Origin of the sequence: Salmonella sp. 741265116_PST, from assembly GCF_046567715.1 — a bacterium.
GTDB lineage: Bacteria > Pseudomonadota > Gammaproteobacteria > Enterobacterales > Enterobacteriaceae > Salmonella > Salmonella enterica.
Map to the genome: position 1 here is coordinate 1 of NZ_JBKFPH010000009.1, position 24136 is coordinate 24136.

At 54.0% G+C, this 24136-nt stretch carries 18 protein-coding genes and 1 pseudogene; 4 read left to right on the top strand and 15 right to left on the bottom strand.

Features of this window, described 5'->3' with window-relative positions; all coding sequences use genetic code 11:
* The 8 genes and pseudogenes from ACLD11_RS08260 to napF all read right to left on the bottom strand — a co-directional run.
* Positions 1-63: pseudogene (locus ACLD11_RS08260) on the bottom strand (heme ABC transporter ATP-binding protein CcmA); the annotation flags it as partial.
* Positions 64-83: 20 nt separating this feature from the next.
* On the bottom strand, positions 84-686 hold the full coding sequence (gene napC, locus ACLD11_RS08265) for a cytochrome c-type protein NapC (RefSeq protein ID WP_000431778.1): 603 nt from the start codon (positions 684-686) through the stop codon (positions 84-86).
* A gap of 9 nt (positions 687-695) precedes the next feature.
* Positions 696-1145, bottom strand: a complete 450-nt coding sequence (gene napB, locus ACLD11_RS08270; RefSeq protein WP_183058774.1) for a nitrate reductase cytochrome c-type subunit — start codon at positions 1143-1145, stop codon at positions 696-698.
* Between the two features lie 115 nt (positions 1146-1260).
* Entirely contained in the window at positions 1261-2130 is an 870-nt protein-coding gene (gene napH, locus ACLD11_RS08275; RefSeq protein ID WP_000013528.1) for a quinol dehydrogenase ferredoxin subunit NapH, read from the bottom strand.
* Complete coding sequence (gene napG, locus ACLD11_RS08280) at positions 2117-2812, bottom strand: ferredoxin-type protein NapG (protein ID WP_000091679.1); 696 nt, start codon at positions 2810-2812, stop codon at positions 2117-2119. Before napG ends, napH begins: the two co-directional genes overlap by 14 nt.
* A gap of 6 nt (positions 2813-2818) precedes the next feature.
* The gene (gene napA / locus ACLD11_RS08285) at positions 2819-5305 is read right to left on the bottom strand and encodes a nitrate reductase catalytic subunit NapA (RefSeq protein ID WP_411014776.1); all 2487 of its coding nucleotides are present in this window, start codon (positions 5303-5305) and stop codon (positions 2819-2821) included.
* Complete coding sequence (gene napD / locus ACLD11_RS08290) at positions 5302-5565, bottom strand: chaperone NapD (RefSeq protein WP_001260058.1); 264 nt, start codon at positions 5563-5565, stop codon at positions 5302-5304. Before napD ends, napA begins: the two co-directional genes overlap by 4 nt.
* Positions 5555-6046 (bottom strand): ferredoxin-type protein NapF, encoded by a 492-nt coding sequence (gene napF / locus ACLD11_RS08295; protein WP_108638496.1) that lies wholly within the window; start codon positions 6044-6046, stop codon positions 5555-5557. Before napF ends, napD begins: the two co-directional genes overlap by 11 nt.
* A 413-nt stretch (positions 6047-6459) precedes the next feature.
* On the opposite strand from napF, the gene eco reads away from it, so the two are divergent.
* Complete coding sequence (eco, locus tag ACLD11_RS08300) at positions 6460-6954, top strand: serine protease inhibitor ecotin (RefSeq protein ID WP_411014797.1); 495 nt, start codon at positions 6460-6462, stop codon at positions 6952-6954.
* Between the two features lie 184 nt (positions 6955-7138).
* Positions 7139-8386, top strand: coding sequence for a SulP family inorganic anion transporter (locus ACLD11_RS08305; protein WP_108638497.1), 1248 nt, complete (start codon positions 7139-7141; stop codon positions 8384-8386).
* Positions 8387-8448: 62 nt separating this feature from the next.
* Here ACLD11_RS08305 and ACLD11_RS08310 read toward each other — a convergent pair whose 3' ends face one another.
* From ACLD11_RS08310 to ACLD11_RS08330, 5 genes are all read right to left on the bottom strand, one after another.
* Positions 8449-10092 (bottom strand): multidrug ABC transporter permease/ATP-binding protein, encoded by a 1644-nt coding sequence (locus ACLD11_RS08310; RefSeq protein WP_411014777.1) that lies wholly within the window; start codon positions 10090-10092, stop codon positions 8449-8451.
* Between the two features lie 75 nt (positions 10093-10167).
* Positions 10168-10818: a DNA oxidative demethylase AlkB gene (gene alkB / locus ACLD11_RS08315; protein ID WP_411014778.1), complete on the bottom strand. Its 651-nt coding sequence runs from the start codon at positions 10816-10818 to the stop codon at positions 10168-10170.
* Between the two features lie 2 nt (positions 10819-10820).
* The gene (gene ada, locus ACLD11_RS08320; protein ID WP_411014779.1) at positions 10821-11882 is read right to left on the bottom strand and encodes a bifunctional DNA-binding transcriptional regulator/O6-methylguanine-DNA methyltransferase Ada; all 1062 of its coding nucleotides are present in this window, start codon (positions 11880-11882) and stop codon (positions 10821-10823) included.
* 80 nt (positions 11883-11962) lie between these two features.
* On the bottom strand, positions 11963-13015 hold the full coding sequence (gene apbE / locus ACLD11_RS08325) for an FAD:protein FMN transferase ApbE (RefSeq protein ID WP_000784304.1): 1053 nt from the start codon (positions 13013-13015) through the stop codon (positions 11963-11965).
* Positions 13016-13129: 114 nt separating this feature from the next.
* The gene (locus tag ACLD11_RS08330) at positions 13130-14266 is read right to left on the bottom strand and encodes a porin OmpC (RefSeq protein ID WP_000865526.1); all 1137 of its coding nucleotides are present in this window, start codon (positions 14264-14266) and stop codon (positions 13130-13132) included.
* Between the two features lie 728 nt (positions 14267-14994).
* Here ACLD11_RS08330 and rcsD point away from each other — a divergent pair.
* Positions 14995-17664, top strand: a complete 2670-nt coding sequence (gene rcsD / locus ACLD11_RS08335) for a phosphotransferase RcsD (protein ID WP_411014780.1) — start codon at positions 14995-14997, stop codon at positions 17662-17664.
* A 16-nt stretch (positions 17665-17680) separates the two neighbouring features.
* Positions 17681-18331 carry a response regulator transcription factor RcsB gene (rcsB, locus tag ACLD11_RS08340; RefSeq protein WP_001061919.1) on the top strand — a complete coding sequence of 217 codons (651 nt, stop codon included), beginning with the start codon at positions 17681-17683 and terminating at the stop codon, positions 18329-18331.
* Positions 18332-18434: 103 nt separating this feature from the next.
* Here the strand turns inward: rcsB and rcsC are convergent, their stop codons facing one another.
* A complete protein-coding gene (gene rcsC / locus ACLD11_RS08345; protein WP_411011475.1) occupies positions 18435-21281 on the bottom strand; it encodes a two-component system sensor histidine kinase RcsC in 2847 nt (948 codons plus the stop codon).
* A 117-nt stretch (positions 21282-21398) separates the two neighbouring features.
* Positions 21399-24035, bottom strand: coding sequence for a DNA topoisomerase (ATP-hydrolyzing) subunit A (gene gyrA, locus ACLD11_RS08350; protein WP_208284982.1), 2637 nt, complete (start codon positions 24033-24035; stop codon positions 21399-21401).
* Between the last annotated feature and the right edge of the window lie 101 nt (positions 24036-24136).

Genomic DNA, 24136 nt, shown 5'->3' on the forward strand with positions numbered 1-24136 from the left:
CGACAGCCCGCGAAACAGCGTCCTCTCGTCCCGCTCGCAGTACAGATCTCTGGCTTCAAGCATTCCCACTCATCAACGTCCTGTCAGAAACCTGGTTTAACATCACGCATATCCGGCAGTTTATGCGCGATCCCTTTGTGGCAATCGATACAGGTCTGTCCATCTTTTACCGCCTGATCGTGCATTTTCGCCGCGACGCCTTTTTGCGCGGTCAGATCCATAAAGTCGAAATTGTGGCAGTTACGGCATTCCTGCGAGTTGTTGTCTTTCATGCGCCGCCACTCATTTTGTGCCATTGTCAGGCGATGAGCTTCAAATTTCTGCGGTGTATCTATCAGCCCAAATACCTTCGCATACAGCTCTTTACTGGCTTTGATCTTACGGATCATCTTCGGCCCCCACTCATGCGGCACATGGCAGTCAGGACAGGTGGCGCGAACGCCACTACGGTTGTTGTAGTGGACGGTTTCCATATACTCCTCATACACCGTGTTGCGCATTTCATGGCAGCTAATACAAAACTCTTCGGTGTTAGCCTTTTCCATCCCGGTATTGAAGCCGCCCCAGAAGATGATGCCGCCGATAAAACCGATTAACAGCAGCGTCCCCAACGCCAGGCGGCTGGGGCTGCGCCACCATCGCCAGACGCGCTTTATCCAGCCGGGTTTACGGTTAGAATTTTCCATAATGACCTCTTATTTCCCGTAACCTTGCGAGGGGGTAAAGGTATTGTCGATAATCGGCGCGGTATCAGACTGCGGTACGTGGCACTGCAGGCAGAAATAACGACGCGGCGCGACGTTGCCCGACACTTTACCGTCGCTGTCCATAAAGTGCGTCGGACTGATACGCGGCGCGCCCGTCGTACGATAACTTTCCACGCCGTGGCATTGCAGACAGCGGTTGGTATTGGTCGTCACCTGGTAGCCCTCGACGCTGTGCGGGATCATCGGCGGCTGGTTGACGTAATTTAGCGGCATACGTTCCTGCTCTTTCGGCATACGAATCGCCCCTTCCTGCGTCCCGGATACTTCCGGCGACTGGCTCAGATTCACTCCGTTTGCCGCCCAAACCGCACCACTTACCACCAGGGCAAGCGTGGCCATCCATTGACACAGCGCTTTCATCAGGTCATGGCTTTTCATTGTTTCGCTCCCGAACTCCATCGCATTTACACTTCATCCTTCGAGCTGCCTCTTTGTTGGCTGCGCTCCAAAATCCCAGTCACATCGTTATCTATGCTCCTGGGGATTTCCTCGCTTACCGCCGCGATGCATCCCGAATGATGTTGTGTATCGTTATTGTAAAAACATCCTCAGAACAGACATCCACGCAGCGACCGCAGGTCATGCAGTCGCGGTGAGTGACCTGCGCCGGGCTTTGCTCATCCAGCACCGGCGCACGTAGCACATGCGGTTCCGGGCAAACATGAAAACAATCCATACAGCGATTACATTTCTCACGTTTTTTGGCCGTCACGGTCACTACGCCTTTACTGCCCAGCACGCCATACAACGCGCCCATCGGGCAAATATGACCGCACCAACCGTGCTCAACGACTAATAAATCAAATAAAAACAAAGCAATAATCAGCAACGCGCCGCTACTAAATCCCATAATCAGACTACGGCCTAACAGCGACACGGGATTAATCCATTCCCACAGCAGCGTGCCGGTCAACGCCGAACCGATTAACACCACCACCAGAAGGACGTACCGTATATGGCGTGGAATCGTCGCAGACTGGTTCAGGTCAAATTTCCTGCGCATCCAGTTAGCCAAATCGGTAACGGGGTTTAGCGGGCAAACCCAACTGCAAAATAATCGCTTTCCCGCCAGCGCATACAGCACAGCGATAATCACTGCTCCCGTCAGCGCCACGGTAGCGGGAAGATGTCCACTGGCGAGACTTTCCAGGGTAATCAGCGGATCGGTCAACGGGAGGGTATCGAACAGCAAACTACTGCTGTAGTTGCCATGCAAAACCCAAAAGCCCAGCCACGGGCCGCTGAGAAACATCCCCAGCACCATAAACTGGCTGATACGGCGTAACACCAGCCAACGGTGGCTACGCCACCAGCCTTTTTTCGCCCGCGCTTCTCGCCCGGCGTCGCGTTTACGATTTGCCATCTTTCCCCTCCAGCCAGCCGAAGCGGTAATGGTGTCCTAACTCCCCTTTCGCCAATGACAACGGCAACACTTTTATCGCTGGTTGCTCCAGTACACAGACTTTTTCGCATTTGCCGCAGCCGGTACAGGCGTCGCTGTGTACGGTGGGCAGAAAGCGCGCATGTTTGCCGGTGCGCATGTTGCGATCCAGCTCCAGCGTGATGGCCTCATCGATTTTCGGGCATTCGCGGTAACAAACGTCGCAGCGCAGCCCCTGAAAGTTGAGGCAGTTTTCCTGATCCAGCAGCACCGCCAGCCCCATGCGCGAGTCATCAATGGAGGCGATATCTTTATTCAGCGCCCCGCTGGGGCAGACTTTGGCGCACGGAATGTCTTCACACATTTCGCAGGGGATGTCGCGAGCGACGAAATAGGGCGTGCCTGCCGATAGCCCGGAGGCCAGCGTCGCCAGTTTTAGCGTGTCGTATGGACACGCCTGAACGCACTGCCCGCAGCGCACACAGGCGCTGGCGAAGACATTTTCATTCAGCGCGCCAGGCGGACGCAGCCGCACGCCCGTTGCGCGCGCGGTTTGCTGTTGCAAGCCCAGCGCTACGCCAACCGCCGCCAGCCCGCCCGCTGTGCGCACAACATCACGCAGAAAGCGGCGGCGGCCATTTTGGGGTTTCGCTGTACGGGACATAACGCGTTACACCTTCGCCAGCTTAACGGCGCACTTCTTGAAGTCCGTCTCTTTAGAGAGCGGGTCCGTCGCATCCAGCGTCAGGTTGTTCACTAGCTGAGCGGCATCGAAGAACGGCATATACACCAGTCCCTGCGGCGGACGGTTACGTCCACGTGTTTCGACAATCGAAATCACTTCGCCGCGGCGGGACGACACTTTAACCTTATCCCCACGACGCAGATCGCGCGCTTTCGCATCCAGCGGGTGAATAAAGACCACCGCTTCCGGGAAGGCGCGATGCAATTCAGGCACGCGGCGCGTCATACTGCCGGTATGCCAGTGTTCCAGCACGCGACCGGTGGAAAGCCACAGATCGTACTCGTTGTCCGGCGACTCCGCCGCAGGTTCAAATGGCAGCGCGAAGATCACCGCTTTGCCATCCGGTTTACCGTAGAATTTGTACCCTTCCCCCGCTTTTACATACGGGTCGTTGCCTTCGCTGTAACGCCATTGCGTCTCTTTGCCTTCGACGACCGGCCAGCGCAGACCGCGCGCGTTGTGGTAATCGTCGAACGGCGCCAGATCGTGCCCGTGGCCACGTCCAAACCAGGCGTATTCTTCAAACAGTCCTTTTTGCAGATAGAAGTCCAGCTCACGAGACTCATCGTTTAACTGATCCTCTTTCAGCTCGCTCAGCGGGAATTTGCTGACCGCCGGCGTGGCGAACAGAACGTCATACAGCGTTTTACCGCGCAGCTCCGGCTTCTGGGCCAGCAACGCCTCCGGCCAGACCTCCTCGGTTTTAAAACGACGGGAGAACTGCACCAGTTGCCAGAGGTCGGATTTAGCTTCGCCCGGCGCTTTAATTTGCTGACGCCAGAACTGCGTGCGGCGTTCGGCGTTGCCGTAAGCGCCTTCTTTCTCAACCCACATGGCGGTCGGCAGGATCAGATCCGCAGACAGCGCGCTCACCGTCGGGTAAGGATCGGAGACAATGATAAAGTTACGCGGATCGCGCCAGCCCGGCATCCGATCTTCATTGATGTTCGGCCCGGCCTGCATATTGTTATTACACATTACCCAGTAGACGTTCAGCTTGCCGTCTTTCAACGCGCGATCCTGCGCCACCGCATGTAAACCCACTTTTGCCGGGATAGTGCCAGCGGGGATCTGCCAGTGTTTTTCGCAGATATCACGGTGTTTTTCGTTCGTCACGACCATGTCTGCGGGCAGACGGTGTGAGAAGGTTCCCACTTCACGCGCCGTACCGCAGGCGGAAGGCTGGCCGGTCAGCGAGAAAGGACCGCAGCCAGGCTGGGAGATTTTTCCGGTCAGCAGATGCAGGTTGTAAACCAGGTTATTCGCCCACACGCCGCGGGTATGCTGGTTAAAACCCATCGTCCAGTAAGAGATCACGCGCTTATTCGGATCGGCGTAGAGCTGCGCCAACTGCTCCAGCTGATCTTTCGGCACGCCGGTCATTTCAGCGGTCTTGTCCAGCGTATATTCCGCCACGAAGGCTTTATACTCGTCGAAGCTCATCGGCTCGGAAGCGTCGGAGCCCGGATTCTTCGCCGCTTTTTCCAGCGGGTGCGTCGGGCGTAAGCCGTAGCCGATATCCGTCGCCCCTTTACGCAGGTTCACATGCTTTGTGAAGAAATCCTGATTTACCGCGTTGTTCTGAATAATGTAATTCGCGATATAGTTAAGGATCACCAGATCGCTTTGCGGGGTAAAGATAATACCGTTGTCCGCCAGTTCAAAGCTGCGGTGCTGGAAGGTGGAGAGGACGGCAACCTTCACGTTCGGGTCGGACAAACGGCGGTTAGTGATGCGCGACCATAAAATCGGGTGCATCTCCGCCATGTTGGAACCCCACAGCACAAACGCATCGGCCTGCTCAATATCGTCGTAGCAGCCCATCGGTTCATCCATGCCAAAGGTGCGCATAAAGCCCACCACCGCCGAGGCCATGCAGTGACGCGCGTTCGGGTCAATGTTGTTAGAGCGGAAACCAGCCTTGAACAGTTTCGCGGCGGCATAGCCTTCCCAGATGGTCCATTGACCCGATCCAAACATGCCGATCGCTTCTGGTCCTTTCTCTTTCAGGGAGGTTTTAAACTTCTCTTCCATCACATCGAAGGCCTGTTCCCAGCTCACCGGCGTAAACTCGCCGTCTTTGTGATAGCTGCCGTCTTTCATGCGCAGCATCGGCTGCGTCAGACGATCTTTGCCGTACATGATTTTGGGCAGGAAGTAGCCTTTAATGCAGTTCAGACCACGGTTGACCGGCGCGTCGGGGTCGCCCTGGCAGGCGACCACACGGCCCTGCTGCGTGCCCACTAACACACCGCAACCCGTTCCGCAAAAACGGCACGGCGCTTTATCCCATTTGATGGCTTCCTGCTGCCCGACAACGGCGCGGGCGACGCCCGGCACGCTCAGACCGGCAGCCGCCGCAGCGGCCGCAACGGCGTTAGCTTTCATAAAGCTACGACGACTGAGTTTCATGGTGTTTCCTCACCTTGCTCATCCTGCTGGTGATAAACCAGCGACACCGCCAGTACGCCCTCGACATTGCGTACTGACTCAATTGTTTGCATCAGCGTTTCACTCTGATCTGCTTCCGCCACCACGATCAGTTGCCCGCTTTCAACGTCGCTTAACGCGACTTCGCAACCCGGCAACGTGTTCAACTGTGTGCCAATGGCAGCGATGTTCTGACTTTTGGCCTGCACAACCAGGCTACAGACCTGCCAGTTAGTGCGCATGGTGGTTCTCCGCTTTGATGGCTGACACGGGACAGATAGCCACACACGCCCCGCATCCGTTACAGGTCTGCGGGTCAAGCTGCGGCTGGTAAATGCCGGATAACGTGGGACGAAAGGTAATGGCCATAGGTTCACAACTGTCCTGGCAACGATGGCATTCAACCGATTGCCTGGCGAGGCAGTTTTCCGTGAGCGTAAAAACCAGATCCCAGGCCCTGGTGTGACGCGGGAGAAAAAGCGATTCGGTACAGGCCTGCGCACAGGCATAACAAAAGCTGCACTCGCCCCGTTTGAAATCTACGCTCGGATATCCCCCCGTCCCTCGCTGCAGGATGTCGGCCTCACACGCCTGGATGCAGGCGTCGCAACGCAGACAATGTGCGAGAAAATAGGTTGTTTCTCTGGCCCACGGCGGAAGAATCCCATTGCTGGCGTTGCGCCAACTGCCGGTCAACATGCTTCGACGGGATAAATCAACCATGATATTGCCCTTCCATAACAACACGCTTCCATAGGGAGTGAATACCAATAAAAACCGTACAATTTATGAGTAGTTATTTTTGTAAATAAGATATTTCAGGATGTGTAAGAGATGCATACCCCGATAGAGGTAAATGCTGTTGCCGGATCAAAAGAGTGCCGGGTAAAGACTCGTAAACGTGCTTTTTCTCACATTTCAATGAGTTATATAGCTATTTATATAACGAAAACCACTAATAGCTGATAATTTCATTTACATTATCAATATCAGAATATTCCACTATATAAAAAGACACTATTTTATTAATAATCTTAAAAATATGAGTAAATACAGATTAATAGATAATATGAATGTGTTAATCTGTTGTCCGTGCATACTGAAAACAGCAGAAAGGAAATACTGTGAACAATCAAATGAAGATGTTTGTCCCTGCCGTCGTCTTCGCCGCCCTCGCCAGCGCCTCTGCCTGGGCTAACAATGGTGATACCGCCCAGCCGCTGGAAAAAATCGCCCCCTATCCGCAGGCGGAAAAAGGAATGAAGCGGCAAGTGATAACCCTTACCCCTCAGCAGGATGAATCTACCCTCAAAGTGGAACTGTTGATTGGTCAAACGCTGAATGTGGATTGTAACCAGCATCGCCTCGGCGGCACGCTGGAAACAAAAACGCTGGAAGGCTGGGGCTATAACTATTACGTCTTTGATAACGTCACCTCTCCGGTATCAACCATGATGGCCTGCCCTGAAGGTAAAAAAGAGCAAAAATTCGTCACCGCCTGGCTGGGTGAAGACGGGATGCTGCGCTACAACAGCAAGCTGCCGATCGTGGTGTATACCCCGGCGAATGTGGACGTGAAATACCGCATCTGGAAAGCGGACGCTAACGTACAGAACGCCGTAGCGCGATAACTTTCCCTTATCGGACATCTGCCCCACAGTCGATGCCACGATGCGGGTTTCTTTTTATCGGGTGATGCGTAAAACACTTCTGGAAACCCGCTCGTGGGACAGGTACTATGCGGCGCTTTACTATTCGCCGCACGGACGCCTGTCGGTCTGCTGTAATCAGGCCTGATTTGACCTGAGAGTGTTTATGTCTGCAACGTCTTCCCCCTCGACTACCGCTACGGAATATGCCGTTAGCCGTGTAATACGTTCTCCGCGCCTGTTGGTTCGCGAAACGCTGGCTGGCGTAATTACCGCGCTGGCGCTGATCCCGGAAGTGATCTCCTTTTCAGTTATTGCGGGCGTTGACCCTAAAGTCAGCCTGATCGCTTCCGTGGTGCTGTGTCTGGCGATGTCCGTGTTAGGCGGCCGTCCGGCAATGGTCACGGCGGCGGCAGGTTCCGTCGCGCTGGTCATCGGTCCCATGGTCAGCCAGCATGGCGTACAGTATATTTTGCCAGCGGTAGTGCTGGCCGGCGTTATTCAGATCCTGTTCGGCGTGCTGGGAATGGCGAGGCTGATGCGCTTTATTCCTACCGCCGTGATGACCGGATTTGTTAACGCGCTCGGCATTTTGATTTTCTTTGCGCAGGTGCCGCACTTCTGGAGTAAAAGTCCGTTAATCTGGGGACTGTTTGTCCTGACGCTGCTGATTGTATTGTGGGCGCCGCGCGTGATTAAAAGCATTCCCGCGCCGTTAATTGCCATCGTTCTGCTGACCGTGTTTACCGCTACAACCGGGCAACTGCTGCCTACCGTCGGCGATGAGGGTCCCATGAGTAGCGGACTGCCAGGTCTGACGCTACTGACCGTCCCGCTTAACTGGCACACGCTGGCGATTATCTGGCCCTGTGCGTTAAGCATCGCCTTTGTCGGCCTGATGGAGTCGCTGCTGACAGCGAAACTGGTGGACGATCTGACGGCGACGCCATCGAATAAAAAACGAGAAAGCGCCGGGCTGGGTATCGCGAATATCCTGGCCGGTTTTTACGGCGGTATTGCCGGTTGTGCGATGATTGGCCAGACCATTGTCAACGTTGAAATGGGGAAAGGCCGCAGTCGCGTCTCGACGCTGGCCGCCGGCATAGTGTTGTTACTGCTGGTCACGGCGCTCAGCGAGGTGATGGCGAAGATCCCGATGGCGGTGCTGGCAGGTATTATGGCGATTGTGGCAGTGAAAACCTTTAGCTGGCACAGCATTCGACCCGCCACGCTGGCGCGTTTGCCAGTCGCAGAAACACTGGTAATGCTGATTACCGTGGCGGCAACGGTCTATACGGCAAATCTGGCGATCGGCGTCGTCGCGGGGGTTATCGCTATGCTGCTGCTTCCGCGCATTGTCAGGCGGAAAAACGCGGCGACAGCAGAAGTCCCCTCACCCGCCCCAGAAAAATAACTCGACCAGGCGTCAACATATTAACCATGCCGGATAGCGCCTTATCCGGCACAATAGTCGCATTACGCAGTACGCGCGACCGCATCACGCGAGGCGGCGTCACGTTCGTCGCCGGTGAGTTCGGTTAGCTGTCCGTTGCGCATTTCAAGCAGACGATCGGCGTGAATAAAATAGTGATCATCATGGCTGATAGCGAAAATGGTTTTGCCCATTTCCTGCATTAACGGCAACAGTACCTGATAAAACTCCCGGCGGAAATGCGGGTCCTGGTCGGCGGCCCACTCATCCAGCAAAATAATATCGCGCTCTTCCGCCAGCGCCAGCAGCAGCGCAATGCGCTTTTTTTGCCCTTTCGACAGTTTAAGATTCAAAATGCGCCCGTCGTTTAGCTCCAGCTTGTGCGTCATTTTCAGGTGCTCAAGCCACTTTTCGACCAGCGCAGGATTGGCGGGTTTCCCCTGCGGCCCCAGCAGGCGGTCGAATAACCACACATCGGTGAACACCGCAGAAAACAGTTTGCGATAATCTTCCGGCTGTCCGGCGGCAATGGGTTGACCATCAAGTAAAATCGTTCCCGATTGCGGCTGGTATAAACCGGTCAATAACATGGCCAGCGTCGATTTCCCGCTACCGTTGCCGCCAATTAAAAACAGCAGTTCGCCGCGGCGAATCGTCAGGTTGATGGGCCCCACGGAAAACGCGTTATCCTGATAGTGAAAAACCACGTTGCGCAGCTCCAGCGTCTTCCAGTCCGGAAAGGCTTTCGGCTGCGGAAAATCAGGCTTATACGGGGCGAGCGCGAATTTATTCAGTTTATTAAACGCCACCTGGGCGGTCAGTAGCGTTGGCAACGCCCCCACCGCAGACAGCAGCGGCGTGCGCAGGAACAGCAACGTCAGTGAATAGGTCGCCGCGACGTTAGTATCCGCCCAGCCGAGACTATTCGCCATCCAGAAGACCAGGCCTATCGCTCCCAGCATCATGATATTCGACCAGTTGACGGCGCTCAGGTGAAAAGTATCGGCACGGATAATGTGATGACGGTACTCTTTGGCGTCCGGGATATAGCATTGCTGAAAAATCTGCTCCGCACGCTCGCGGTTTAGCGTCAGCTCTTTGCGTCCTTCCAGCACCGTCTGATAGTCGTTGTACAGCTTATCTTCGGTCTCGCGCAGGGTCGCCATATGCTGGTAAACCCGCGCCACCAGCACAAATCCGCCCCAGATAGTGACCGCCATCCAGATAGCCGTAACCAGCAGCATTTTTGTCGATAGCATCGCCAGATACGCCGCCGAGCCGACGGTGAGGATAATGCCCTGTACCAGCTCAGGCAGACGCACAAAGGCGATAGTAATATTGCGGATATCGCTGGTCAGACCGGCCAGTAAAGAGGCGCTGCCCAGTTGCTCAATGCGTTCAACGTGCGTATCCAGAATGCGCTTGATAAATTCGCTGCGCAGGCGGTAAACGAAATGGTGTCCCAGAGTGGTGAGCGCCAGTTGGGAACCTAATGTGACGACCATTAGTAACAGGAGCAGACCGAGAAATTCCGGCAGCACCATGACGGTGGTATCCACCGTTTCAATCAGGCGCTGATTGATAAACGCGATCAAGCCAATCCCCAGCGCCGCGCTGGCGAGGCTCAGCGCCATCACGCTAATAAATGGCCAGCGGTACTGCCGCCAGACAAGAATAAGAAGTTCCATGCATACAACCCGGACCGATAATAACAGCCTGCAGTTTAACTAACTCCACCTGCACAGCAATAATAATTCTTATTTTTATTCTTTTTCAGCCGCCTGACGGAAGGTGAGATTGTAACGAAATTCACCGGTCATGGGATGAAAGCCCGCTTTAAGCGGCTGGATACCATGATAAAACAGGCGGGACTCGCCGCCCCAGACCACGATATCGCCATGCTCCAGTAAGATCCGCTGGAGCGGATCGCTGCGACGCAGGCCGCCAAACTGAAAAACCGCCGGCACCCCCAACGAAACTGAGACGATAGGCGCGCGCAGATCCGGCTCGTCTTTATCCTGATGCAGCGACAGTTTTGCGCCGGGCGCGTAGCGATTGATCAGGCAGGCGTCCGGTTGGAAGCTCGCATACCCTGCCGCGATTGCCGCCTGACGACATACGCTGGCAAACGATAACGGCAGCGCAGGCCAGGGTTTACCGGTCAACGGATCGCACACGGCATAACAATAACCGTGACGATCGGTGGTCCACCCTAACGCGCCGCAGTTGGTCATCGCCACCGACATGGTGTAGCCGCCCGGCGTCACCATCTGACGAAACGGTGACTGACTGGCGACAAACCCGATATCGTCTAATAGCGACTGCGCCGCGCGAAACGCAAAGCGGCGCAACACCACCGCGCCAGGCGCCAGGGGCTCTTGCCAGGGCGCTTCATCAGCAAATAGATCCAGCATTGCTACTCCTCTTTTTGCGCTTCTCGCTTTAATAGCTGCGCTTTTCGACGCACGCCCCAACGATAACCGGAGAGCGCGCCATTACGACGCACAACCCGATGACACGGGATCACCATCGCCAGTTTATTCGCGCCGCACGCGCTGGCGACCGCGCGTACTGCCGTGGGTTTGCCGATAGTCGCGGCAAGCTGTTGATAGCTTACGGTTTCGCCGCAGGGAATTGCGCATAACGCCTGCCAGACCTGCTGTTGAAACGCGGTTCCCTGGATATCCAGCGGCAACGAGAGCAGCACATCGCGTGTGTTGATAGCCGCGACAACCTGCCGCACCCGTTGCTGAAAAGGCGCGTCAGCAGGTGCGTGGCGGGCCGTCGGGAAAAGGGTGTGTAATTCAGCCAGTAGCGCGTCGTCGCTATCACCGGGGAGAATCGCGCAAATCCCCCGCTCGCTCTCCGCCACCAGGCACCGTCCGTAAACCCAGTCCGTCAGCGCATAGCGAACGGAGACATTATCGCCGCCTTTGCGAAACTGTTTTGCCGTCATGCCCAGCGTCTGGTCGGCATGACGGTAGTAGCTACTGCTATCCGGGAAGCCGGCGCGGTAAATAGCCGCCGTGATCGGCTCTCCTTTCGCCAACGCCTCACGCAGCCGCCGGGCGCGCCACGCCTGCTGCCACCCTTTCGGCGTCATACCGGTGCTCGCTTTAAACAAACGGTGCAGATGAAACGGGCTCATCGCCACCGCCTGCGCCAGAGACGCCAGCGTTACCGGCGTCTCCTGCTCAAGTAAACGGCAGGCGCAGGCAATCTTATCCAACCGCCGTTGCTGCGCGCGCGCATTATCCGGCTGACAGCGCTTGCAGGGGCGAAAACCGGCGTCCAGCGCCTGCTGCGCGTTGGCAAAAAAGCGAACATTTTTACGTAACGCCCGCTTCGAGTGACAAGAAGGGCGGCAAAAAACGCCGGTGGTTCGCACCGCAAAAACGAAACGCCCATCCGCGCTGGCATCGCGCGCCTGCACCCGCAGCCAGCATTCATCATCGGTAAGTAACGCTTTTTTCATCATAGACTCCTTCATTAAGCATAGTGCTTGCTTACATGCAGTGTGTCCGTAAATCCGCCCACAAAAACCCGTAATCTTGCGTTTTAATTCTTATCGCTCACCAGGAACGTTTTGAACTGTGGCGACATCCAGGTTTTAAAGCCTTCACCTTCTTTCATGATCATAAAGACCGCCAGCCCTTCCCGCCGCACGACCTCTTGCGCCTTTTGCGTACCAAGCACCATCAGGCCGGTGTCCCAGCCGTCCGCTTCCAGCGCCGTTGGCGCGATGACCGTAACCGATACCAGGTTGTGTTCAATGGGGCGCCCCGTTTGCGGATCGATAACGTGCGATACGCGCTTGCCATCCAGCTCATAATAGTTACGGTAGCTGCCGGAGGTGCTGATGCCATGCCCGTTGATATCCACAATCGCCTGCACCGCGTTTTCCCGGTCGGTCGGCTTCTGAATCGCGACGCGCCACGGCAGCCCTTGCGCATTCATCCCGCGACTGCTTAATGCGCCGCCCACCGAGACCAGATAACGCGCAATGCCCTCCTGCTCCATCAGACGCGCCAGATGATCCGCCGCATAGCCCTCCCCGACCGTGGAGAGATCAACATAAAGATCCGGCAGATCTTTTTGCAAAAACTGATGTCCAGCCCTGTCGATAACCTGCAAATGTTGTAGGCCTGTTTTCGCTTTTGCCGCATCGATTTGTGCTGGTGTTGGGATATGCAGCGGCTGCCGATCCGGTCCAAACCCCCACAGATTGACCAGCGGGCCCACGGTGATATCCATCGCGCCATCCGTCTTCGCGCCAATACGTAGCGCCGAGGTCACGATATCCGCCATGGCTTCGCTGACCGGCCAGGGCGCAAGGCTGCGTGAATGGTTAAAACGCATCAGCGCGGAGTCATTTTTATAGGTAGAAAGCAACCAATCATCAGCATCAAGCTGAGTCTGGATTTTAGTCTGTAACTCTGCGGCGCGTTTCGCATCGATACCAACCACGCTCACCCGCCAGAGGGTCCCCATCGTTTTACCTTCCAGCACCTGAGCGGCAGGTGACGCTGTTGTCGTTTCGGGAGCCTCATCGCAGCCCATAAGTAAAAAAGCCGCCGCCAGACACACGGCCCGGCAAAAAGTCATTTTCATCGCTGTTTATCCTCATTCGAATGGACGCAAGCGTATATCAAAACGTCGTATTTGTACGCCGGAATAAGGCATGAAAAAAGGGCCCGCAGGCCCTTTAGCAACATCTTTTGCTGATTAGAACTGGTAAACCAGACCCAGCGCTACGATGTCGTCGGTGTTGATGCCCGCATCGCGGGTAAAGTCGTTTTTATCCAGCAGGTTGATTTTGTAATCAACATAGGTGGACATGTTTTTGTTGAAGTAGTAAGTCGCGCCGACATCAACATATTTTACGATGTCCTGGTCGCCATAGCTGGCGCCGTAGCCGTTGCTGATGTCCTTACCTTTAGACTGCAGGTAAGCCACAGACGGACGCAGACCAAAGTCGAACTGGTACTGAGCAACCACTTCAAAGTTCTGCGCTTTGTTGGCAAAACCATAAGAGGTGGACGGGTTGCTACCGTTAGAGGTACCAAAACGGGTTGCGTTATAGGTCTGAGAATACTGCGCTGCCAGATAGATGTTGTTCGCATCGTATTTCAGGCCGCCGGTGTAAACCGTGGCGCGATCGCCGTTACCATACAGGCGAGCGTTAGCGGTGTTGTTCTGATCGGCAGTACGTTTAGACGTGGTGATAGCGCCACCGACAGAGAAGCCTTCGCCGATTGCATAAGTCAGCGATCCGCCGTAACCGTCGCCGTTCTGGTTCAGCAGGCTGCGACCGTTGGTGTTTTCACCGCTCACGCTGCCGTTTTTGCCCTGATACTGCAACGCGAAGTCCAGACCATCCACCAGGCCGAAGAAGTCGGTGTTACGGTAGGTAGCATAGCCATTACCACGCTGCTGCATAAAGTTGTCAGCGCCGTAGGTGTCGCCGCCGAACTCCGGCAGAACGTCGGTCCAGGAGGTCACGTCATAGGTTACGCCGTAGTTACGACCATAATCGAAGGAACCTGCGTCAGCGAATTTCAGACCCGCAAACGCCACACGCGTCCAGGAGTCGTTGCTGCCTTCAGTCTGGTTGCCCTGAATCTGATATTCCCACTGGCCATAACCGGTCAGCTGATCGTTAACCTGCGTTTCGCCTTTGAAGCCGATACGCATGTAGGTCTGGTCGCCGTCGCTGCCTTTGTCGTCAGAGAAGTAGTGCAGGCCATCAACTTTACCAAACAGGTCTAATTTGTTGCCGTCTTTATTATAAATTTCAGCCGCATTCGCTGCGCCCGCCACCAGCAGAGCTGGTACCAGGAGGGACAGTACTTTAACTTTCATGTTATTAACCCTCTGTTATATGCCTTTATTGCTTTTTTATGCCACTGCTTACTGGTTAACCCTCATTAACCAGTCGGCAAGTCCATTCTCCGCAAAAATACAGAATAATCCAACACGAATATGATACTAAAACTTTTAAGATGTTACAGTTATCTACATAGATGTTTCAAAATATGAATTTTACGGAACTTTTTTAAAGCAAAAATCAAGTAAAAATAAGCACAAATAGACAAAATATATTCACGAGACTTTTAAAATCAATGGGTTAAATTGATGAAATTCATAGCACTGAATGATAAAACAGAATCTTCATTCGCAACTAAAATAGTGACCGCTATCATCATTAACTTTATTTATTACCGTCATTCACTTCTGAATGTCTGTTTACCCCTATTTCAACCGGATGCTTCGCATTCGGTTTTTTTTACCCTTTTTCAGACACACCCGGCTGATTTATGCTACCTGCCTAAAACTATCACGGTTATTCACTACACTCCCCTGCTCGACCGTTCGTAAGACATTAGCAAATAATTTCTTGATATTTAGTGCTAAACATTTATAAGTAGTCTTTATATTTGTATCGTTTTGCGAAGGTTGTACGCTTTTCCCGTCCCGCCGACGGAGCGCGTGTTAAGTTGCCCGGCATGACGTAAGAGTCTGGAAATTCATTCATTACCCTTTATACTGCCCTTCACCTTCAGCGTTGCTTTTACAGGTCGTAAACATAAATGAGTCAGTCTGACACAACGGTCTCTACCCGATTCTCCCTTCTACCGGGAAGCATTACCCGTTTCTTCTTATTGCTGATCATTGTGCTGCTGGTAACGATGGGCGTTATGGTACAGAGCGCCGTCAACGCCTGGTTGAAAGACAAAAGCTATCAAATTGTCGATATCACCCACGCTATTCATAAACGCGTTGATACCTGGCGGTATGTTACCTGGCAAATTTATGACAACATCGCCGCGACCACTACGCCATCGACAGGTGAAGGACTTCAGGAAACGCGTCTGAAGCAGGATGTGTATTATCTTGAAAAGCCGCGACGTAAAACTGAAGCGCTGATTTTCGGTTCCCATGACAGCGCCACGCTGGAAATGACGCAGCGTATGTCAACCTATCTGGATACGCTGTGGGGCGCGGAAAACGTGCCGTGGTCAATGTATTACCTCAACGGACAGGATAACAGCCTGATTCTTATCTCTACCCTACCGTTGAAAGATCTCTCTTCCGGCTTTAAAGAGTCCACTATTGGCAATATCGTCGATTCCCGCCGGGCAGAGATGTTGCAGCAGGCGAATGCGCTGGATGAGCGCGAAAGTTTCTCCTCATTGCGAAAACTGGCCTGGCAAAACGGTCACTATTTTACGCTGCGCACGACCTTCAATCAGCCAGGACATCTGGCGACCGTGGTGGCGTTTGATCTGCCCATTAATGATTTAATCCCGCCGGGAATGCCGCTGGACAGTTTTCGGATAGAGCCTGACGCAACCCAGGCGACGGGGCGAAGCAGTGAAAAGGAAGCGCCTGATAGCGTCACGATTAGCTTTAACGGTTCAAAAATTGAGATCTCCTCAGCGCTTAACTCTACCGGAATGCGCCTGATCTGGCAGGTACCGTTCGGTACGCTTTTGCTTGATACGTTGCAAAATATTCTGCTGCCTTTACTGCTGAACATCGGGCTGCTGGCGTTGGCGTTATTTGGCTACGCCACGTTCCGTCATCAGCCGGGACGGACGACGGAATCGACATCCGGCAACGCGGCGAATAACGAGCTTCGCGTCTTACGCGCCATTAATGAAGAGATCGTTTCTCTGCTGCCGCTGGGTCTGCTGGTCTACGATCAGGAAGGAAACCGCACCGTGATCAGCAATAAAATCGCCGATCATCTGTTGCCGCATCTTAACCTGCAAAATATTACCAGCATGGCGGAACAGCATCAGGGCGTGATTCAGGCGACAATTAATAACGAACTGTATGAGATCCGTCTGTTTCGCAGCCAGATCGCCCCCCGCACGCAGATCTTTATTATTCGCGATCAGGACCGGGAAGTGCTGGTGAATAAGAAGCTTAAACAGGCGCAGCGTTTGTATGAGAAGAATCAGCAGGGCCGCGCCGCCTTTATGCAAAATATCAGCAACACGCTTAAAGAACCCGTACGCCAACTGGCGGTTAACGCCGCGGCAGTCACCATGCCGGAAAGTCTGAAACTGGCGGATCAGGCGGATGTATTGGTACGTATGATCGATGAAATCCAACTGGCGAATATGCTGGAAAATGACGCATGGAAGAGCGAAGCAACGCTGTTCTCCCTGCAGGATCTTATTGACGAAGTCGTGCCGGAAGTGCTGCCCGCCATTAAACGTAAAGGGCTGCAACTGCTGATTAATAACCATCTTAGCGGCAACGATGAACGCTGGGGCGATCGCGACGCCCTACGCCGGATTTTGCTACTGTTGATTCAGTATGCCGTCACAACGACCGCTATGGGTAAAATTACGCTTGAAGTCGAGCAGGATGAATCTATCGCGGAGCGTCTGACTTTCCGTATTCTGGATACGGGCGAAGGCGTAACGTTAAACGAGATTGATAATCTGCATTTCCCGTATATGAATGAAACGCAGGGCGACCGTTACGGCAAAGCGAATCCGCTCACCTTCTGGCTGTGCAATCAACTGGCGCGCAAACTGGGCGGTCATCTCAACATTAAAGCACGGGAAACGCTGGGCACGCGCTATACCGTTCATGTCAAAATGCTTCCTCACGATCAGCATACTCAGGTCGAAGAGCGCCTGCTGGACGACGTGAGCGTGATGGTCGATGTGACGTCCAACGAGGTTCGCGCGATTGTGCTGCGTCAGTTAGAAAACTGGGGCGCCACCTGCATCACGCCGGATGAAAGGCAGATAAGTCAAGAATATGATCTCTTTTTAACGGATAATCCGTCTAATCTTACTGCCTCGGGCTTGCTTTTAAGCGATGATGAGTCAGGCGTGCGGAAAATTGGCCCGGGTCAGTTGCGCGTCAACTTTAATATGAGCAATGCTATGCAGGAAGCTGTACTACAACTTATCGAAGAGCAACTGGCGCAGGAAGAGATTCCCGCCTCCCCGCTCGGCGGAGATGAAAATGCCGAGCTTCATGCCAGCGGCTATTATGCGCTATTTGTAGACACAGTACCGGATGATGTTAAGAGGTTGTATACTGAGGCGGCAACCAGCGATTTCGCTGCGCTGGCCCAAACGGCCCACCGCCTGAAAGGGGTGTTTGCCATGCTTAATCTGGTACCCGGCAAGCAGTTATGTGAAACGCTGGAACATCTGATTCGTGAGAAAGATGCTCCAGGTATAGAAAAATATATCAGCGACATTGACGCCTACGTCAAAAGCTTGCTGTAGCAAGGTAGCCCAATACATGAACAATATGAACGTAATTATTGCCGATGACCACCCGATTGTACTGTTCGGTATTCGCAAATCACTTGAACAAATCGAGTGGGTGAATGTTGTCGGCGAATTTGAAGATTCCACAGCATTGATCAACAACCTGCCGAAATTAGATGCGCATGTGTTGATCACTGACCTCTCCATGCCGGGAGATAAATACGGCGATGGGATCACCTTGATCAAGTACATCAAGCGTCATTTTCCGAGCCTGTCTATTATCGTTCTGACCATGAACAACAATCCGGCGATCCTGAGCGCCGTGTTGGATCTTGATATTGAAGGGATCGTACTCAAGCAGGGTGCGCCAACCGATCTGCCTAAGGCGCTGGCCGCGCTGCAAAAAGGCAAAAAATTCACCCCAGAAAGCGTTTCTCGCCTGCTGGAGAAAATCAGCGCAGGCGGTTACGGCGATAAGCGCCTGTCGCCAAAAGAGAGCGAAGTGTTACGCCTGTTCGCCGAGGGTTTCCTGGTCACCGAAATCGCCAAAAAGCTCAACCGCAGCATTAAGACCATCAGCAGCCAGAAGAAATCGGCGATGATGAAACTGGGCGTAGAGAATGATATCGCGCTGCTCAACTATCTCTCTTCCGTCACCCTGAGTCCGACAGACAAAGAATAAATCGCTTTTACGTTACCCAGCCTGATGGCGCTACGCTTATCAGGCCTACCAGTCGACTCATCTTTTGCAGGCCGGATCAGGCGACGCCGCCATCCGGCATTTTTTATGCCCGCGTTTTACGTACCCGTTCGGCATACACCGCCAGCGTCTGTTTCAACACATCCAGCGTCACAGGCTTCGACAAACAGCTGTCCATACCGGACTCCAGGCAGCGTTGTTTCTCTTCCGCCAGCGCGTTCGCCGTCACGCCGACGACCGGCAGCGTCAGCCCAAGCTGACGGATACGCTGCGTCAGGCGGTAGCCGTCCATATTCGGCATGTTCACATCGCTCAGAACAATATCGATAGCATTTTTACTCAGCACATTCAGAGCGTCCACGCCATCATTGGCTGTCTTACACTGATACCCCAGCGATCCCAGTTGATCGGCCAGCAAACGGCGATTGATCGGATGATCGTCAACGACCAGAATCATCATGTCGTCATTTGAATCTGCGGTTTTATCCGTCGTCGGCAATGCGCTGGAAAGCGCTTCACTATCCAGCTCAATACTATAGATACGCGCCAACAGCGCGGGCAACTCATGCACCGACGCCACACTATGCACCCACTCGCCCGACGCTCTTTCCAACGGAATCCCGATATGACGGCGGCAAAAGACGACCGCCGCCCTCCCCTGCCAGGTATGCTCCAGCGCGTCATCGACAATCAAAATATCGTCCGCGGCGGGTTCTTGCCCTTCATAACGCTGCGTATGAACGCCGCTACGCGCCAGACTGGTCTCAATAAACTGGCACAAAGAAGTATTGCGCACCGCCAGCCAACAGCAGGTTCCGGCGAGTCCTTCCACGCCTTTTTTCACAGGGTATTGCGCGCCATAAAGCGGGATGCGCAGCGTAAACTGGCTTCCCATGCCAGGCTCCGAATCGACGGAAATATCGCCGTCCATCATGCTGATCAATTTTTCGCAAATCGCCAGCCCCAGACCGGTCCCCTGAAAGTTACGCTGTACGCCGGTTCCCACCTGGAAGAAGGGATCGAACAGGCGAACCACCTCTTTTGTCGGAATACCAACCCCGGTATCCCGCACGCGAATGCTGAGATAATCCCCATCACAGCGCACATGCAGCACGATGCAGCCAATATCGGTAAACTTAATGGCGTTGCTCAACAGGTTTGAAATGACCTGCTGTAAACGCATCGGGTCGCCGTTCAGCGATACCGGCACGTCAGGCTCAATAAAACAATACAGGCCGAGCTGCTTACGCACCACCAGCGGCAGATAATTGGCGGTGATATGATTCATCACCTCTCGCGGTGAAAATTCGCGCGGCTCAATCTTTAGCTGTTCCGACTCAATTTTCGAGAAGTCGAGAATGTCGCTGATAATTTTCAGCAACAGACTGGAGGAGTTATTCATCGCCGTGACCAGACGATCCACGCCTTTTGGCAACTCTTTGGTTTGCAGCAGATCGAGATTGCCGATGATACCGTACAGCGGTGTGCGCAATTCATGGCTGACCGTTGCAAGGAACATGGATTTAGACTGGCTTGCCTGCTCCGCCGCCTGCGCCATCTCCTGCAGCGACTCTTCCATTTTGACGCGCGTACTCACATCTACCAACACGCAAATCGCGACGTTTTCATTGCGATAGCGGGAATGTACGAAGCTAATTTGCAAATTGGTATTATTACTGGTCAATACATCAACAAAGTTGACCTGCTGGCCGCAAATGATTTGCGTCAGGCGCTGTCTGTCTTCATGCGTGAGCATGTTCAGGTAGGTGTGCGCCAGTTCGTTACTCAGAATATTGACACCATCAATAGTGCGCAGAATACAGATCCCCACCGGCGCGGAGGCGACGATTTTACGGTTGAACTGTTCATGCTCTTCCAGGCGCTGAGCATCGCTCTCCGCCGGAATGAAAATTCGCCGCTCATACATCCGCGCAAGCGTAAACAGCCCTGCGCCCACCAGCACGTTCAGCAGGATAGCGTTCAGGATAAGAATACGAATACGCTCCAGGACTAAATCTACAGGCACAGAATAGACAATACTGAGCGAGGATGGCGGCAGGCTTTTTTTGAGTACCAGTTCGCGAAAACCTGGCGTATAACCAAACCAGGAGCGCTCCTGCATCCAGCGCGGCTCCGCTTTAATAATGCCGTCAGGACCGGTCAACGAAATCAGCGAATGGCCGTTCTCATCAATAATGGTGACGCCCATCGGCAAACTGCCGGGCGTGAAAAAATTTTCCATGCGGATGGGCTGCTCGACGCCCAGCAGCGCCTGCAGACGGTTGGCCAGATACACCGGCGTCAGCGCATAAAAATAGCCCACGCCCTGACGCGCGCCCTGGCTTATCCAGAAAAGGTTATTCCCACTTTCTTCCTGCGGCGCGTTGCGGTATTTCATAATCCGCTCATGTAACGCTTTTAACGCATCATCGCGCTCCACGGGCATTTCACGCAGGCCGAAATTCGCCATACAGAGGTTATCGCTGCCAATCAGGAAAACGCGGTTAAGATCATACGCCGCTGAAAAGTTGTCGCGCCAGTAACGCATAAACCAGGCCAGCGACTCCAGCGATCCGCGCCAGGCGGAGCCCATCGCCGCACAGTCTGAGTCGGCGAATAGCGGTTCAAAGTCCGGCACCACCATTTTGTCATCACGCGCACGCGACGACATGACGCCGTTTTCCGCCGTTAAACGGTTCTCGGCAATATATTTGAGCTCTTTCATCACATCCGACGTGCGCTGGATAAAACGCTGCGCCTGATCGGAGCTAAGGTTGAACTCCTGACGAATTTCAGACTCCCGCTGGTGCAGGGCATTGACGATGTAAAACACCGAAACAAAGGCGATTAAGAGCCAAATGAGTAACGCTAACGCTCTGAATAAGTAGCGCGAGACTTTCAGCGTAGTTCGAAAGGAAGCAAGGTATTTCAAAGGGGCGAAGCTCCGCCTCAGGATGTAAATAGAATGTGACTAAGGTAGCGGTAAATGACGTAGCCCGCAACGGCAAAGAAAAAGGGCCGGATATCCGGCCCTCGCACAGCAATAACATTACTCGTCAGCGTCATCCGCAACGTCGTCATCGCTTTCCGCTTCCGGGGCGATATCCTCATCCCCTTCCGCCACGCTGCCATCGATAGCGTCGAGTTCTTCGTCATCTACCGGTTCAGCAACGCGTTGCAGACCCACCACGTTTTCATCTTCCGCCGTGCGGATAAGGATAACGCCCTGGGTATTACGTCCCACTACGCTGATCTCGGACACTCGGGTACGCACCAGAGTACCGGCATCCGTGATCATCATGATCTGGTCGCAATCGTCTACCTGTACCGCACCGACAACGGAACCGTTGCGCTCGGTCACTTTGATAGAGATAACGCCCTGCGTCGCGCGAGACTTGGTCGGGTACTCGTCCGCTGCGGTACGCTTCCCGTAGCCGTTTTGCGTTACGGTCAGAATAGCGCCTTCGCCGCGTGGGATGATCAGAGAGACGACTTTATCGTCTCCCGCCAGCTTAATACCGCGCACACCGGTCGCGGTACGCCCCATCGCACGGACGGCGTCTTCTTTGAAGCGCACCACTTTACCCGCGGCCGAGAACAGCATGACTTCGTCAGAACCAGAAGTCAGGTCAACGCCAATCAGCTCGTCGCCGTCGTTGAGGTTCACCGCGATAATACCGGCGGAACGCGGACGGCTGAATTCGGTCAGCGCCGTTTTCTTCACGGTACCGCTGGCGGTCGCCATGAAGACGTTGACGCCTTCTTCGTACTCACGAACCGGCAGAATTGCGGTGATACGTTCGTTGGCTTCCAGCGGCAGCAGGTTAACGATCGGACGACCGCGCGCGCCACGGCTGGCTTCCGGCAACTGATAAACCTTCATCCAGTACAGACGGCCCCGGCTGGAGAAGCAGAGGATGGTGTCATGGGTGTTGGCCACCAGCAGGCGGTCGATAAAGTCTTCTTCTTTAATACGCGCGGCAGATTTACCTTTCCCACCACGACGTTGCGCTTCGTAATCCGTCAGCGGTTGATATTTGACGTAACCCTGGTGAGACAGCGTCACGACAACATCTTCCTGGCTAATCAGATCTTCGATATTAATATCGGCGCTGTTGGCGGTGATTTCGGTACGACGCTCATCGCCGAACTGATCGCGAATTAACTCCATCTCTTCGCGGATCACTTCCATCAGGCGATCGGCGCAGCCCAGAATGTGCAGCAGTTCAGCAATCTGCTCCAGCAACTCTTTGTATTCGTCGAGCAGTTTTTCATGCTCCAGGCCGGTCAGTTTCTGCAAACGCAGATCCAGAATCGCCTGCGCCTGCTGTTCAGTCAGGTAGTACTGACCGTCACGCACGCCAAATTCTGGCTCCAGCCATTCCGGACGCGCGGCGTCATCACCGGCGCGCTCCAGCATCGCAGCAACGTTGCCCAGATCCCACGGACGCGAGATCAGCGCCGCTTTCGCTTCCGCCGGCGTTGGCGCGCGGCGAATCAGTTCGATAATCGGGTCGATGTTGGCCAGCGCAATCGCCAGAGCTTCAAGGATATGCGCACGGTCACGGGCTTTACGCAGTTCAAAAATAGTACGACGCGTCACCACTTCACGGCGGTGGCGCACGAACGCTGAAATGATGTCTTTCAGGTTCATGATCTTCGGCTGGCCGTGATGCAGCGCCACCATGTTAATACCGAAGGAAACCTGTAGCTGGGTCTGGGAGTAGAGATTATTAAGCACCACCTCGCCCACCGCATCGCGTTTCACTTCAATCACGATGCGCATCCCGTCTTTGTCGGATTCGTCACGCAGCGCGCTGATGCCTTCCACGCGTTTATCTTTCACCAGCTCGGCGATTTTCTCGATCAGGCGCGCTTTGTTTACCTGATAGGGAATTTCATGGACGATGATGGTTTCACGGCCCGTTTTCGCGTCAGCTTCAACTTCCGCGCGGGCGCGGATGTACACTTTGCCACGACCGGTACGGTAGGCTTCTTCGATACCACGACGACCGTTGATGATCGCGGCGGTCGGGAAGTCCGGACCCGGAATATGTTCCATCAGCCCTTCAATGCTGATGTCTTCGTTGTCGATATACGCCAGGCAGCCGTTAATCACTTCCGTCAGGTTGTGCGGCGGGATATTCGTCGCCATACCAACTGCGATACCGGAAGAACCGTTCACCAGCAGATTCGGAATTTTGGTCGGCATGACGTCCGGAATTTTTTCCGTACCGTCATAGTTATCCACGAAATCCACCGTCTCTTTTTCGAGATCGGCCATCAGTTCGTGGGCGATTTTCGCCAGACGGATCTCCGTATAACGCATTGCCGCCGCGGAGTCGCCGTCAATAGAACCGAAGTTACCCTGACCATCCACCAGCATGTAACGCAGCGAAAATGGCTGCGCCATACGAACGATGGTGTCATACACTGCGGAATCGCCGTGGGGATGGTATTTACCGATTACGTCACCAACGACACGGGCAGATTTTTTATAGGCTTTGTTCCAGTCATTGCCCAATACGTTCATGGCGTAAAGTACGCGACGGTGTACCGGCTTCAGGCCATCTCGGACATCCGGCAGCGCACGGCCAACAATGACCGACATCGCATAATCCAGATAGGAGCTCTTCAGCTCTTCCTCAATGTTGACCGGTGTAATTTCTCTCGCAAGGTCGCTCATCTAACCGCTATCCCTCTACTGTATCCCGGATTCAAAGGTCGCAAATTATAACACAACCGCGTTGATTGAGGTAAACCAATACCGTTTATTCGCCGGGAATG